This window comes from Pseudomonas lactis, from assembly GCF_001439845.1.
In the GTDB taxonomy this organism is placed as follows: Bacteria; Pseudomonadota; Gammaproteobacteria; order Pseudomonadales; family Pseudomonadaceae; genus Aquipseudomonas; species Aquipseudomonas lactis.
On the sequence record NZ_JYLO01000002.1, the window covers coordinates 361,596 to 375,228 of the forward strand.

General features: G+C 61.9%; 18 protein-coding genes. 17 read left to right on the top strand and 1 reads right to left on the bottom strand.

All coding sequences use genetic code 11. The annotated features are described in order from the left end of the window. Window positions 1-9 precede the first annotated feature (9 nt). The 17 genes from fliH (at window position 10) to TX24_RS04610 (ending at window position 13,217) form a co-directional block, all read left to right on the top strand. The gene (fliH, locus tag TX24_RS04530; protein ID WP_003192956.1) at window positions 10-774 is read left to right on the top strand and encodes a flagellar assembly protein FliH; all 765 of its coding nucleotides are present in this window, start codon (window positions 10-12) and stop codon (window positions 772-774) included. Then, a complete protein-coding gene (fliI, locus tag TX24_RS04535) occupies window positions 764-2,122 on the top strand; it encodes a flagellar protein export ATPase FliI (protein WP_003192955.1) in 1,359 nt (452 codons plus the stop codon). Before fliH ends, fliI begins: the two co-directional genes overlap by 11 nt. 3 nt (window positions 2,123-2,125) lie before the next feature. Then, window positions 2,126-2,575 carry a flagellar export protein FliJ gene (gene fliJ / locus TX24_RS04540; protein WP_003192954.1) on the top strand — a complete coding sequence of 150 codons (450 nt, stop codon included), beginning with the start codon at window positions 2,126-2,128 and terminating at the stop codon, window positions 2,573-2,575. A 182-nt stretch (window positions 2,576-2,757) separates the two neighbouring features. Continuing rightward, window positions 2,758-3,063 carry an STAS domain-containing protein gene (locus TX24_RS04545; RefSeq protein WP_057709781.1) on the top strand — a complete coding sequence of 102 codons (306 nt, stop codon included), beginning with the start codon at window positions 2,758-2,760 and terminating at the stop codon, window positions 3,061-3,063. Beyond that, window positions 3,060-4,778 carry a fused response regulator/phosphatase gene (locus TX24_RS04550; RefSeq protein WP_057709782.1) on the top strand — a complete coding sequence of 573 codons (1,719 nt, stop codon included), beginning with the start codon at window positions 3,060-3,062 and terminating at the stop codon, window positions 4,776-4,778. Before TX24_RS04545 ends, TX24_RS04550 begins: the two co-directional genes overlap by 4 nt. A gap of 30 nt (window positions 4,779-4,808) precedes the next feature. After that, on the top strand, window positions 4,809-5,165 hold the full coding sequence (locus tag TX24_RS04555; protein ID WP_057709783.1) for an Hpt domain-containing protein: 357 nt from the start codon (window positions 4,809-4,811) through the stop codon (window positions 5,163-5,165). 161 nt (window positions 5,166-5,326) lie between these two features. Next, window positions 5,327-6,610 (top strand): flagellar hook-length control protein FliK, encoded by a 1,284-nt coding sequence (locus tag TX24_RS04560; RefSeq protein ID WP_057709784.1) that lies wholly within the window; start codon window positions 5,327-5,329, stop codon window positions 6,608-6,610. A 262-nt stretch (window positions 6,611-6,872) separates the two neighbouring features. Next, window positions 6,873-7,373, top strand: a complete 501-nt coding sequence (fliL, locus tag TX24_RS04565; protein ID WP_003192946.1) for a flagellar basal body-associated protein FliL — start codon at window positions 6,873-6,875, stop codon at window positions 7,371-7,373. A gap of 9 nt (window positions 7,374-7,382) precedes the next feature. Next, a complete protein-coding gene (fliM, locus tag TX24_RS04570; RefSeq protein WP_003192943.1) occupies window positions 7,383-8,351 on the top strand; it encodes a flagellar motor switch protein FliM in 969 nt (322 codons plus the stop codon). Between the two features lie 43 nt (window positions 8,352-8,394). After that, entirely contained in the window at window positions 8,395-8,862 is a 468-nt protein-coding gene (gene fliN, locus TX24_RS04575) for a flagellar motor switch protein FliN (protein ID WP_003192941.1), read from the top strand. A gap of 1 nt (window position 8,863) precedes the next feature. Further along, window positions 8,864-9,298 (top strand): flagellar biosynthetic protein FliO, encoded by a 435-nt coding sequence (fliO, locus tag TX24_RS04580; RefSeq protein ID WP_057709785.1) that lies wholly within the window; start codon window positions 8,864-8,866, stop codon window positions 9,296-9,298. Beyond that, window positions 9,298-10,041, top strand: a complete 744-nt coding sequence (gene fliP, locus TX24_RS04585; RefSeq protein WP_003192937.1) for a flagellar type III secretion system pore protein FliP — start codon at window positions 9,298-9,300, stop codon at window positions 10,039-10,041. Before fliO ends, fliP begins: the two co-directional genes overlap by 1 nt. A 4-nt stretch (window positions 10,042-10,045) precedes the next feature. Further along, on the top strand, window positions 10,046-10,315 hold the full coding sequence (gene fliQ / locus TX24_RS04590; protein ID WP_003192936.1) for a flagellar biosynthesis protein FliQ: 270 nt from the start codon (window positions 10,046-10,048) through the stop codon (window positions 10,313-10,315). A 4-nt stretch (window positions 10,316-10,319) separates the two neighbouring features. Then, window positions 10,320-11,105, top strand: coding sequence for a flagellar biosynthetic protein FliR (fliR, locus tag TX24_RS04595; RefSeq protein ID WP_003192935.1), 786 nt, complete (start codon window positions 10,320-10,322; stop codon window positions 11,103-11,105). 3 nt (window positions 11,106-11,108) lie between these two features. Beyond that, window positions 11,109-12,245, top strand: a complete 1,137-nt coding sequence (gene flhB / locus TX24_RS04600; RefSeq protein ID WP_003192934.1) for a flagellar biosynthesis protein FlhB — start codon at window positions 11,109-11,111, stop codon at window positions 12,243-12,245. Window positions 12,246-12,777: 532 nt separating this feature from the next. Next, on the top strand, window positions 12,778-12,996 hold the full coding sequence (locus TX24_RS04605; protein WP_244175815.1) for a cold-shock protein: 219 nt from the start codon (window positions 12,778-12,780) through the stop codon (window positions 12,994-12,996). Between the two features lie 17 nt (window positions 12,997-13,013). Then, window positions 13,014-13,217, top strand: coding sequence for a cold-shock protein (locus TX24_RS04610; protein ID WP_057709786.1), 204 nt, complete (start codon window positions 13,014-13,016; stop codon window positions 13,215-13,217). Between the two features lie 113 nt (window positions 13,218-13,330). On the opposite strand, the gene TX24_RS04615 is transcribed toward TX24_RS04610, so the two are convergent. Beyond that, the gene (locus TX24_RS04615; protein ID WP_057709787.1) at window positions 13,331-13,585 is read right to left on the bottom strand and encodes a DUF6124 family protein; all 255 of its coding nucleotides are present in this window, start codon (window positions 13,583-13,585) and stop codon (window positions 13,331-13,333) included. Window positions 13,586-13,633 lie beyond the last annotated feature (48 nt).

A 13,633-nucleotide genomic window follows, 5' to 3' on the forward strand; every position in this document is an offset into this window, starting at 1 on the left:
GCGCCTTGCATGTCGAATAAAGATGAGGCGCCTAGCGATCTGATTCGCGCGCGGGATGTCGGCGGCTTTGACATCTGGTCGCTGCCCAGCTTCGACCCCCATGTGCCGGAGCCCGAGCCTGAACCGGTGGAGGAACCACCGGCGGAAATGGAAGAAGTGCCGCTGGATGAAGTCCAGCCACTGACCCTCGAAGAGTTGGAAACCATCCGCCAGGAGGCCTATAACGAAGGCTTTGCGGCGGGGGAAAAAGACGGCTTTCGCAGCACCACCCTCAAGGTTCGCCAGGAAGCCGAGGCGGCGCTGGCCACCAAGCTGGGTAGCCTGGAGCGCCTGATGGGTAACCTGTTCGACCCTATCGCCGAACAGGACTCACAGCTGGAAAAATCCATGGTCGGCCTGGTGCAGCACATCGCGCGCCAAGTGATCCAGCGCGAACTGGTGCTCGACTCCAGCCAGATCGAAGCGGTGATGCGTGAAGCCCTCAAGCTGCTGCCCCTGGGCGTCGGCAATGTGCGGCTGTACATCAACCCCCAGGATTTCGAACAGGTCAAAGCCCTGCGCGAGCGCCATGAAGAAACCTGGCGCATCGTCGAAGACGCTTCGTTGCAGCCCGGCGGTTGCCGCGTCGAGACCGAACACAGCCGCATCGATGCGACGGTGGAAACCCGCATCAGCCAGATCATGGCCAAGTTGTTCGATCAACTGCATGAACAAGCCCTGCACCCCGCCGAGCCGGATCTGAGCGTTGACCTGGACGCCACCGATGCGCCTTGATCGCACCAGCTTCGCCAAGCGCCTGGGCAGCTACGCCGAGGCCACCGAGTTGCCCGGCCAGCCGATCCTCGAAGGGCGCCTGTTGCGCATGGTCGGCCTGACCCTCGAAGCCGAGGGCCTGCGCGCCGCCATGGGCAGCCGCTGCCTGGTGATCAACGACGACAGCTACCACCCGGTGCAGGTCGAAGCCGAGGTGATGGGCTTTTCGGGCAGCAAGATCTTCCTGATGCCGGTCGGCAGCCTCGCCGGCATTGCCCCTGGCGCCCGCGTGGTGCCGCTGGCCGACACTGGCCGCCTGCCCATGGGCATGAGCATGCTGGGCCGCGTACTCGATGGTGCCGGTCGTGCGCTGGACGGCAAGGGCGGCATGAAGGCCGAAGACTGGGTGCCGATGGACGGCCCCACCATCAACCCGCTCAAACGCAACCCCATCAGCGTGCCGCTGGACGTGGGCATTCGCAGCATCAACGGTTTATTGACGGTCGGTCGCGGCCAGCGCCTGGGCCTGTTCGCCGGTACCGGCGTGGGTAAGTCGGTGTTGCTGGGCATGATGACGCGCTTTACCGAGGCCGACATCATCGTGGTGGGACTGATCGGCGAGCGGGGCCGCGAAGTGAAGGAGTTCATCGAGCACAGCCTCGGTGAGGAAGGGCTCAAGCGTTCCGTTGTCGTCGCTTCTCCGGCAGACGATGCACCGCTGATGCGATTGCGCGCGGCGATGTACTGCACGCGCATCGCCGAATATTTTCGCGACAAGGGCAAGAACGTCCTGTTGCTGATGGACTCGCTCACGCGTTTCGCCCAGGCCCAGCGCGAGATCGCCCTGGCCATCGGTGAACCGCCCGCGACCAAAGGTTACCCGCCGTCGGTATTTGCCAAGTTGCCCAAGCTGGTGGAGCGTGCCGGTAATGCCGAAGCCGGCGGTGGCTCGATCACCGCGTTCTATACCGTGTTGTCTGAAGGCGACGACCAACAGGACCCGATTGCCGACTCGGCCCGGGGCGTGCTCGACGGCCACATCGTGCTGTCGCGGCGCCTGGCGGAAGAGGGGCATTACCCAGCCATCGATATCGAAGCGTCCATCAGCCGGGTGATGCCGGCGGTGGTCACGCCGGAGCATATGGCTCGTGCCCAGCAGTTCAAGCAGCTGTGGTCGCGCTACCAGCAAAGCCGTGACCTGATCAGCGTCGGCGCCTATGTGGCCGGTGGCGACCGCGACACCGACCTGGCCATCGCCTTGCAGCCGCAACTGGTGACCTACCTGCGCCAGGGTCTCAACGACAAGATCACCATGGGCGAGAGCCAGTCGCACTTGCAGTCCATCTTCGCCCCGGCGCCGGGCGGCTAAGCCATGGCCAACAGCCGCGCCGCGCGCCTGGCCCCAGTGGTGGACATGGCCGAAAAGGCCGAGAAAGCCGCCGTACAGCGCCTTGGCTACTTCCAGGGCCAGGTGCGTTTGGCCCAAAGCAAGCTGGGCGACCTGGAGCGCTTTCGTGGCGAGTACCAGCAACAGTGGATCGAGCGCGGCAGCCAGGGTGTGTCCGGCCAGTGGCTGATGGGATACCAGGGCTTTCTCAACCAGCTTGAAACCGCCGTTGGTCAGCAACGCCAGAGCCTGGCCTGGCACGAGGCCAACCTCGACAAAGCCCGCGAGGCCTGGCAACAGGCGTTTGCCCGGGTCGAGGGGCTGCGCAAACTGGTGCAGCGCTACATCGACGAGGCGCGCGCCATCGAAGACAAGCGCGAGCAAAAGCTGCTCGATGAATTGTCCCAACGCCTTCCCCGCCCAGAACAGTTCTAATCGGCACTACAAACCCAGTGTGGGGCTGGCTTGCCTGCGAAAGCGGTGGTTCAGTTAAAGATTCCGTGGCTGACACGCCGCCATCGCAGGCAAGCCAGCTCCCACAGTTGATTCGCTGTGTTGCTCAGATGCTCTTCAGCTGCTACACCTTGTGTCTAGTGCAACGACAAGGAAGCAGTCACATGTCAGTCGAGTCAGAAGTATCCCTGGACGGGAAGAAGTTGACGATCGCAATCAAGGGCCGGTTCGATTTCGGCAGCCACCAGGCGTTTCGGGAGGCCTACGAGCGTTTCTACAAGGTCCCCGACACCTATATCGTCGACCTCAAAGATGCCACCTACATGGACAGTTCAGCCCTCGGCATGCTGCTGTTGCTACGTGATCATGCCGGCGGCGATGACGCCGAGGTCCGCGTGACGAACAGCAACTCCGACGTGCGCAAGATCCTCGCCATCTCCAACTTCGACAAGCTGTTCGACATCAGTTGAGCGCCTTGGCCCCGGTCCTTGAAGCGCTGACCATCCTGATCGCCGAAGACAGCGCCGCCGACCGCCTGTTGCTGGCGAGCATCATCCGCCGCCAGGGCCATCAGGTGCTGACTGTCAGCAATGGCGCCGAAGCGATTGAGGTGTTTGCCCGTGAGCGCCCGCAACTGGTGTTGATGGACGCGCTGATGCCGGTGATGGACGGCTTTGAAGCCGCGCGGCAGATCAAGCAATTGGCGGGGGAGGCGCTGGTGCCGATCATCTTCCTCACCTCGCTGCGCGAAAGCGAAGCCCTGGCCCAGTGCCTGGACGCCGGTGGCGATGACTTTTTGCCCAAGCCCTATAACCCCTTGATCCTGGCGGCGAAGATCAACGCCATGGACCGCCTGCGCCGCCTGCAGGCCACGGTTTTGCAACAGCGTGACCTGATCGCCAAGCATCACGAACACCTGATGCATGAACAGCGGGCGGCCAAGGCGGTGTTCGACAAGGTCGCCCATTCCGGTTGTATCAACGCCGCGCCGAATATTCGCTACCTGCAATCGCCTTATGCGCTGTTCAACGGTGACTTGTTGCTGGCGGCCTACACGCCATCGGGTGACATGCACGTGCTGCTCGGGGATTTCACCGGCCATGGCTTGCCGGCCGCCATCGGCGCCATGCCCCTGGCCGAAGTGTTCTACGGCATGACCGCCAAGGGCTACGGCCTCACGCAGACCCTGCGGGAAATGAACGCCAAGCTCAAGCGCATCCTGCCGGTGGACATGTTCTGCTGCGCCACCTTGCTGTGCCTGAGCGCCCAGCGGCGGGCGGTGGAAGTGTGGAACGGCGGCATGCCCGAAGGCTATGTGCATGAAGTCGCCACCGGCAGGCGCACGCCGTTGATGTCGCGGCACCTGCCCTTGGGGGTGTTGTCGGCAGAGGCGTTCGATGACAGTACCGAGGTCTGGCCCATGGCGTTGGGCGACCGGGTGTTTTTGCTCTCCGATGGTGTGCTGGACACCGCTGACGCCAACGATCAACTGTTCGGCGCCGAGCGCTTGCAGCAGGTGTTCGCCGCCAACCGCGAGCCTGACCGCCTGTTCGAGGACATCGAGCAGGCCCTGGCGGCCTTTCGCGGCCAGGCGCGCGATGACGTCAGCATGGTCGAGATCACGTTGCAGGCAGGCCAGCCCTTGCGGGCGGCCGAGCCGATGTATGCTGACAGCGGCCAGTCGTGCCCGCTGGATTGGTCGGTGAGTTTCGAATTTCGCGCCCAGACCCTCAGAACCTACAACCCGCTGCCGTACCTGCTGCAACTGCTGCTGGAGATCCACGGCCTGCGTGAGCAGAGTGGGGCGCTTTACAGCGTGATGGCCGAGTTGTATTCCAACGCGCTGGAGCATGGCGTGCTGGGCCTGGACTCACGGCTCAAGCGCGATGCCCAGGGGTTTGCGCAGTATTATCGCCAGCGCCATGAGCGGCTGGCGCAGTTGGACAGCGGTTACGTGCGCGTGCATGTGCAGGTGGTACCCACCGACAAGGGCGGCAAATTGACCTTGCGCGTCGAAGACAGCGGGCAGGGTTTTGATGTGGAACAGGAGCTGGCCCGCCCCGTGGACATCGACCGTCTGTCTGGTCGGGGTCTTAGCCTGGTGCGTCAACTGAGCAGCGCTGTAGGCTGGTCCGATGGCGGGCGCAGTGTCTGCGTGGAGTTTTGTTGGGAGGCTCTGGCATAATCCGCCGATTCTTGATCAAGGAGCGAGCAAGTGGCTGAGATTCATTTGGACCCCGACGTGTTGTCGGACTTGCAGGAAGTAATGGAGAGCGAGTACCCGACGTTGCTCGACACCTTTATCGAGGACTCGCAAGAGCGCGTCGCAGCACTGCGCAAGGCTGGAGGCGACGCCAAAACGTTGGGGCGGATTGCCCACAGTTTCAAAGGCAGCAGCGGCAATCTAGGGGCGGTGCGTTTGGCCCAATTGTGTGAGTTGCTGGAGGCCGAGGCCGTCGAGGCGGCCTCGGATCTAAGTGCACTGGTTGATCAGATTGATCATGAGTTCGCGCTGGTCAAGCCACTGTATGAATGTAGGAGCGAGCTTGCTCGCGAAAAACGTCAACGATAACGCGTACTTCCTGGATGAATGCGGCGCCTGTGAGTTTTTCGCGAGCAAACTCGCTCCTACATTGAATCGGATATGTCCAGGCATTTTGTAAACCTGGCCCGACTCTTGCTCTACCTCCATAGACTGCATCCCCGACCCCCATGCAGTGGAGACCCTTACTTATGCCAGTCGCCCCCCATTCGCTCCTTCAGGCTGCCACCGCGGCCAAGCCTCAAGCGCCGGCCGCCACGCCTGCGGTAGCGCCTGCGGCCCCGCGGGACAAGGGCGCTGGCTTCGCTCAAGTGTTTGCCAAGCAAGCTGCCAAACCGCAGGCCAAGAGCGACGACGCGCCAGCCAAACCCGTGCGCGACAAAGCGGCTGAAGCCAGCGATAAACCTGCCGCCAGCGCGCCAGCGGTTGCCGATAGCGGCAATCCCTTGCCTGCCAAGCCGGCCAAGAGCGACGACCACGCTGACAGTGAAGGCGAGCCACCGGCCGACCCGTCCCTGGCGCAGCAACCGGTGGCCGACCCGGCGCTGGTTGCCACCGTAACGCCGGTGGCGGTCCCTGTGCCCGTACAAGCGCCTGCCGTCGCTGCCGAAGATGACCAGGCCCTGCCGCTCATCGCGGTGACCGAGGAGCCCAAGCAGCCGGCCTTCGACCCCGAGGCTGACCCGCTGGATTCGATGCCGGCCGTGCGCCTGGCGATGGAGCAGGGCGGTCACGTCTCGGCCAGCAGCCAGGCGCCGCAGAAAGCCGCGCCCACCACCCAGGACCAACCGACCGCTGCGCAGAACTTTGCCGCTGGCCTAGCCAACATGGTTGACCAGCAAGCCACCAAGGACAGCACCGACCAAGGCGGTGACAAGGCCTTCGGCGCGCTGATCGATGACGGCCTCAAGGACCTCAAGAACGCCAGCAGCGACACCCGTGTGGACGACTTCGCCAACCGCCTGGCCGCGCTGACCCAGGCGGCCACACCGAAAACCGCGAATGCCTTGCCGCCCGTCACCAATGCGCCCCTGGCCATGCACCAGAGCGGCTGGACCGAAGAGGTGGTCAACCGCGTGATGTACCTGTCCAGCGCCAACCTCAAGTCGGCCGAGATCCAGTTGCAGCCCGCTGAGCTGGGGCGCCTGGATATCAAGGTCAACATGACGGCGGATCAGCAAGCCCAGGTCAACTTCATGAGCGGCCATGCGGTGGTGCGTGAAGCGCTGGAGAGCCAGTCGGGGCGTTTGCGGGAGATGTTTGCCCAGCAGGGCATGGGGCAGGTGGATGTGAATGTCTCCGACCAATCGCGGGGGCAGGACCAGCAGCAACAGCAGGGCCAGGCGCGGGGCGTCAGTGGCAGCGGCAGGCGTGCTGACAGCGGCGACGCCGGTGGCCCTGTGGACGTGGCCGAAGTGGCGGCGCCAGTGAGTCAGAGCGTGATTGGCTCCAGCGCGGTCGACTACTACGCCTGACTTCCTGTTCAAACCCGGTCAGTGTGGGAGCTGGCTGATCGTTCCCACGCTCTGCGTGGGAATGCCACCCCGGACGCTCCGCGTCCCGAAGTCGGCGATGTTTTCGACCGTTGCGCACGGTGACGCGTAGCGTCACAGGATGCATTCCCACGCAGAGCGTGGGAACGATCATCTTCCTGCGCCTGCCAGCCAACTCTGGCATAACACTTGCTCTTGCCTTGCCATAGATCTACGAATCCCCGAATAGTGACGGATTATTGGCATGGCGAAGAGCGACGACGCAGCAACTCCCCCCGCAGGCAAAGGCAAGCTCAAGCTGATCCTGTTGATTGTGCTGGGCCTGCTCCTGGCCATCGGCGCCTCGGTGGGCGGCACCTGGTACATCATGCACAGCAGTGCGAGCAAACCGGCGCCCGCCGCCGAAGCTGCCACCAACGTCAAGCAACCGGCAATCTTCGAGCAGATGCTTCCGGCCTTTGTCGCCAACTACAACCAGAATGGTCGCCAACGCTATCTGCAGGTGAGCATCACCTTGCTGGCGCGCAACCAGGCGGACCTCGATGCCCTCAAGGTGCATATGCCGGTGATCCGCAACAACCTGGTGATGCTGTTCTCCGGGCAGAGCTTCGACAGCCTGGCCACGCCCGTCGGCCAGGAAATGCTGCGCCAGAAGGTCACTGCCAGCGTGCAGGAAGTGGCCCAGAAAGAACTCGGCAAAGTCGTGGTCGAACAGGCGCTCTTCACTAACTTCGTATTGCAGTAGGATCACGACATGGCCGTGCAAGACCTGCTGTCCCAGGATGAAATCGACGCGCTGTTGCATGGCGTGGACGATGGTCTGGTACAGACCGAAATGGCTGCCGAACCCGGCAGCGTCAAAAGTTACGACCTGACCAGCCAGGATCGCATCGTGCGGGGGCGCATGCCGACCCTGGAGATGATCAACGAACGCTTTGCCCGCTACACCCGCATCAGCATGTTCAACATGCTGCGCCGCTCGGCGGACGTGGCCGTGGGCGGTGTGCAGGTGATGAAGTTCGGTGAATACGTGCACTCGCTGTACGTGCCCACGAGCCTCAACCTGGTCAAGATCAAGCCATTGCGCGGCACTGCGCTGTTTATCCTCGACGCCAAACTGGTGTTCAAGTTGGTGGACAACTTCTTCGGTGGCGACGGCCGTCACGCCAAGATCGAAGGGCGTGAATTCACCCCCACCGAACTGCGCGTGGTGCGCATGGTGCTGGAGCAGGCCTTCATCGACTTGAAGGAAGCCTGGCAGGCGATCATGGAAGTCAATTTCGAGTACATCAACTCGGAAGTGAACCCGGCCATGGCCAACATCGTCGGCCCCAGCGAAGCCATTGTGGTGTCGACCTTCCACATCGAACTCGATGGCGGTGGCGGCGACCTGCACGTGACCATGCCGTATTCGATGATCGAGCCGGTGCGCGAAATGCTCGACGCCGGTTTCCAGTCCGACCTCGACGACCAGGACGAACGCTGGGTCAAGGCCCTGCGCGAAGACCTGCTGGACGTCGACGTGCCGCTGAGCGCCACCGTGGCCCGCCGCCAGTTGCGCCTGCGGGATATTTTGCACATGGCGCCTGGGGACATCATCCCCGTCGACTTGCCGCAAGAGCTGATCATGCGCGCCAACGGCGTGCCGTCATTCAAGGTCAAGCTCGGTTCCCACAAGGGCAACCTGGCGCTGCAAGTGGTTGAGCCGATCAACCGCCGCTGATTCAACCCTAATTCATGATTGTTTGCTGCGCCGAGGACATGTAATGGCTACCGAACACGAAAACACTTCCGCCGAAGACCAGGCCCTGGCTGACGAGTGGGCTGCGGCCCTGGAAGAAACCGGCGATGTTGGCCAGGACGACATCGACGCGCTGCTGGCCGCCGACGCCGCCACCGCGCCGGCTGGCAACCGCCTGGCCATGGAAGAATTCGGCAGCGTGCCGAAGAACAACGACCCGGTGAGCCTCGACGGCCCGAACCTGGATGTGATCCTCGACATCCCGGTGTCGATTTCCATGGAAGTGGGCAGCACCGAAATCAACATCCGCAACCTGTTGCAGCTCAACCAGGGCTCGGTGATCGAACTGGACCGCCTGGCCGGCGAGCCATTGGACGTGCTGGTCAACGGCACCCTGATTGCCCATGGCGAGGTGGTGGTGGTCAACGAGAAGTTCGGCATCCGCCTGACCGACGTGATCAGCCCGAGCGAACGCATCAAGAAGTTGCGCTGAGATGAAGTACTCGATGGCGGGACTGTTGCTGGCGCTGCCATTGAGCGCCTTGGCGGCTGAGCCGGTGGCGCAGGTGGTTGCGGCGCCAGCGGTCGGCAGCGTCGGCGGGCAGTTGACGCAACTGGTGCTGGGCCTGTTGCTGGTGATCGGCCTGATCTTCCTGCTGGCCTGGTTGATGCGCCGCGTGCAGCGCATCGGCCCGGGCAACGGCCAGGTGATAGAGCTGGTGGGCTCGCGCGCCCTCGGACCGCGTGATCGGCTGGTGCTGGTGCAGGTGGGCGAAGAGCAGATCCTGCTCGGCATCACCCCCGGCCGCATCACCCCGCTGCATGTACTCAAGACCCCGGTGGACGCGGTCAAGACCGAAGCCGCCACGCCAGAATTCGCCCAGCGCCTGATGGAGTTGCTGGGCAAGGATCAGAAGGATAAGAAGTAATGCGCGTTTTGTTGACGCTCATGCTGTTGCTGGCCGCGCCGATGGCCCTGGGCGCCGACCCGTTGTCGATCCCGGCGATCACCCTGGGCACCAATGCGGCGGGCGCGCAGGAATATTCGGTCAGCCTGCAGATCCTGCTGATCATGACGGCGCTGAGTTTTATCCCGGCGTTCGTCATGCTGATGACCAGCTTTACGCGGATCATCATCGTCTTCTCGATCCTGCGCCAGGCCCTGGGCCTGCAGCAGACGCCGTCGAACCAGATCCTCACCGGCATGGCGCTGTTTTTGACGTTGTTCATCATGGCGCCAGTGTTCGACAAGGTGAACCAGCAAGCCCTGCAACCTTATCTGGCAGAAAAGCTCACGGCCCAGGATGCCATCGACAAGGCCCAGGGCCCGATCAAGGACTTCATGCTGTCGCAAACTCGCTCCAGCGACCTTGAGCTGTTCATGCGCCTGTCCAAGCGCACCGACATCGCCACCCCGGACCAGGCGCCGCTGACCATCCTGGTGCCGGCGTTCGTCACCTCTGAATTGAAAACCGCATTCCAGATCGGCTTCATGATCTTTATCCCGTTCCTGATCATCGACCTGGTGGTGGCGAGCGTGTTGATGGCCATGGGTATGATGATGCTGTCGCCGTTGATCATCTCGCTGCCGTTCAAGATCATGCTGTTTGTGCTGGTGGACGGCTGGGCGCTGATCATTGGCACCCTGGCCGGCAGTTTCGGAGGGGTATAGCGCTATGACGCCAGAAGTCGCCGTCGACCTGTTCCGTGAAGCGCTGTGGCTGACCACCCTGATGGTTGCCGTGCTGGTGGTGCCGAGCCTGTTGGTCGGCCTGCTGGTGGCGATGTTCCAGGCGGCCACCCAGATCAACGAACAAACCTTAAGCTTCCTGCCGCGCCTGCTGGTAATGCTGGTGACCCTGATTGTCGCCGGCCCATGGCTGGTGCAAACCTTCATGGAATACATCCTGCAGTTGTACGGCAGTATTCCGCAGTTGATCGGCTGAGCCGATGCAATCCTTGCTGGCCTTGACCGACACCCAGATCAGTACCTGGGTGGCCTCGTTCATCCTGCCGCTGTTTCGCGTCACGGCCATGCTGATGGCCATGCCGGTGTTCGGCACCACCCTGGTACCGCGTCGCGTGCGTTTGTATTTTGCCGTGGCGATCACCGTGGTGATCGTGCCTGGCCTGCCGCCGATGCCGCCGGTGAACGCCCTCGACCTGAGCGCCTTGCTGCTGATTGCCGAGCAGATCCTGATCGGCGCCATGCTGGGGTTTTCCCTCACGTTGTTCTTCCAGGCGTTTGTGATCGCCGGGCAAATCATCTCGATCCAGATGGGCATGGGCTTCGCGTCCATGGTCGACCCTACCAACGGGGTGTCGGCGGCGGTGATCGGGCAGTTTCTGACCATGCTGGTGACCTTGCTGTTTCTGGCCATGAACGGTCACCTGGTGGCGTTCGAAGTCTTGACCGAAAGCTTCACCACCTTGCCGGTGGGCTCGGGGTTGGTGGTCAACCATTTCTGGGAGCTGGTGGGGCGCCTCGGTTGGGTGTTGGGCGCAGCGCTGTTGCTGGTGCTGCCGGCGATCACGGCGCTGCTGGTGGTCAATATCGCGTTTGGCGTGATGACCCGTGCGGCGCCGCAACTGAACATCTTCTCGATTGGCTTCCCGTTGACCCTGGTGTTGGGCATGGGGATTTTCTGGGTCGGCCTGGCTGACATTCTCAATCAGTATCAACCGCTGGCGAGCGAAGCCTTGCAGTTCTTACGTGATCTGGCACGGGCGCGCTGAGCCATGGCCGAGAGCGAGAGTGGTCAGGACAAAACAGAAGACCCCACGGAGAAACGTAAAAAGGACTCCAGGGAAAAGGGCGAGATCGCGCGCTCCAAAGAGCTCAACACCTTCGCCACCATGATCGCTGGCGCAGGCGCCTTGCTGATCTACGGCGGTGGCCTGGCGCTGGACCTGCTGGAGATGATGAAGCACAACTTCAGCTTGCCGCGCGAAGTGTTGCTCAACCCCGACGCCATGGCCCAGTACCTGCTGCACTCGGGCAAGATCGCGTTGCTGGCGGTGCAGCCGATTCTGATCACCTTATTGCTGGCCGCGCTGATCGGCCCGGTGGCCCTCGGCGGCTGGCTGTTTGCTGCGGGCAGCATGGCACCCAAGTTCAGCCGCATGAACCCGGGGGCGGGGCTCAAGCGCATGTTTTCGGTCAAGGCCCTGGTGGAATTGCTCAAGGCCCTGGCCAAGTTTTTCCTGATTCTGTTCGTGGCCTTGGCGGTGTTGTCGTCCGACATCGACGACTTGTTGCGTATCGCCCATGAGCCGCTGGAGTCGGCGATCATCCACAGCGTGCAGGTGGTGGGCTGGAGCGCGCTGTGGATGGCCCTCGGGCTGATCCTGATCGCCGCCGTGGATGCGCCGATTCAGCTGTGGGAAAGCCACAAGAAACTGCTGATGACCAAGCAGGAAGTGCGCGACGAACACAAGGACCAGGAAGGCCGCCCCGAGGTCAAGCAACGCATCCGCCAACTGCAGCGGGAAATGTCTCAGCGCAAGATGATGGCCTCGGTGCCCGACGCCGACGTGGTCATCACCAACCCGACCCACTACGCCGTGGCCCTCAAGTACGACCCCGAGAAAGGCGGCGCGCCGATGCTGCTGGCCAAGGGCAGCGACTTTACCGCGTTGAAAATCCGCGAAATCGCGGTGGCCAACGACATTCTGTTATTGGAGTCGCCAGCATTGGCGCGTTCGATTTTCTACTCCACCGACCTCGACCAGGAAATCCCGGCCGGCCTGTACCTGGCGGTGGCGCAGGTGTTGGCCTACGTGTACCAGATCCGCCAATACCGCGCCGGCAAGGGCAAGCGGCCTGATCCGCTCAAAGACCTGCCGATCCCGCCAGACCTGCGCCGCGATTCCTGACCGCTGCTGCCCACTGTAGGAGCGAGCTTGCTCGCGAAAAACTCCCCGTCGCCGCGTTCATCCTGACTCCCTGCGTTATCGTTACCCACCTACGCGAGCAAGCTCGCTCCTACAACCTGTCAACTTTGACAGTAGCCAATACGCCGCCTTCACTGTTTGATACAGCGATGAGACGTGCAGCCCTGCACGACTCGGGAGGCGGTGATGGATAGGGGTACGGTCAGGTGGTTTGATGCGGTCAAAGGCATCGGCTTTATTGCCCGGGATCGCGATGGCAACCCGGTTGCCGTCCAATCGGCAGGCACGCAATGCAGTGATCTGCCACCCACCCCTGCCAAGCCGCGAAAACCCCGCAAGCGCAAAAATACATCGGATGCATGAATCGTCTGTTGCGCCACCGCTAGCACCTATCGGCAGCTCGCGTCTACCTGTCAAATCTGACAGTAGCCAAAGGATGTTTCCCGTTGTTCTATGACTGAACCAAACACTGCACGTATGTAGTTAACGAGAGGCAGGGAGAGCGGGATTGAAGGTGGCTACAGGGACTGTCAAATCCTATGACTGGATCAGGGGCGATTGGCTGATCGAATTGGATGAAGGGACTGAAGAGGTCTTCATCAATCGCAAGGATTGGCGTTGCACGGCGCTGTCGGTGGGTAAGCAACTGAGGTTTCAAATGGTCCATCGGCCCAAGGGCATCTATGCGTTGCCCGTCAGGGTGCATCACCGGGGTGGGTTGGGTTCTGAGTAAATGTAAGGAGAGCGGCAATGGCAATGGGTACTGTGAAATGGTTTAACGCGGATAAGGGGTATGGTTTTATTACACCGGATGATGGGAGTGCAGACGTGTTTGCCCATCACTCGGCTATTCAGACGAACGGGTACAAGAGCCTGGATGAGAACCAAAAAGTAGAGTTTGAAATCACACAAGGTCCAAAAGGCCGACAGGCTGCGAATATACGGCCAGTTTAAAAAACGAATCATGTGTGGGAGCTGGCTTGCCTGCGATGGTTGACTCACAGCCAATATCCCGGTGCCTGACACACCACAATCGCAGGCAAGCCAGCTACCACCCTTGTCCCGTATTATCCGCTGCTTGCTTTGCCCGCCATTGCTGCGCCAAGGTGCAAGCGATCAGCCAGTAACTGCGCCAGTTCGATCAACTGCGCAACGCCGAGCAATTCCTCTCGTTTCGAACCTTCCAGGTCAAAGGCCAGGTCACAGCTCAAGGCATTGGCCGAAGCGAGCGTTTCGCTGAGGTTGACCAGCAGGTCTTCGCTGCTGATGCCGTCGGCTACGGTAAACAGCCGGATGGGGGGATTTGGGGCGTGTTTGATCACTGTGAAGCTCCTTTTACTGAAAGGGAGAGGGTGCTTTTGCTCCTAGGT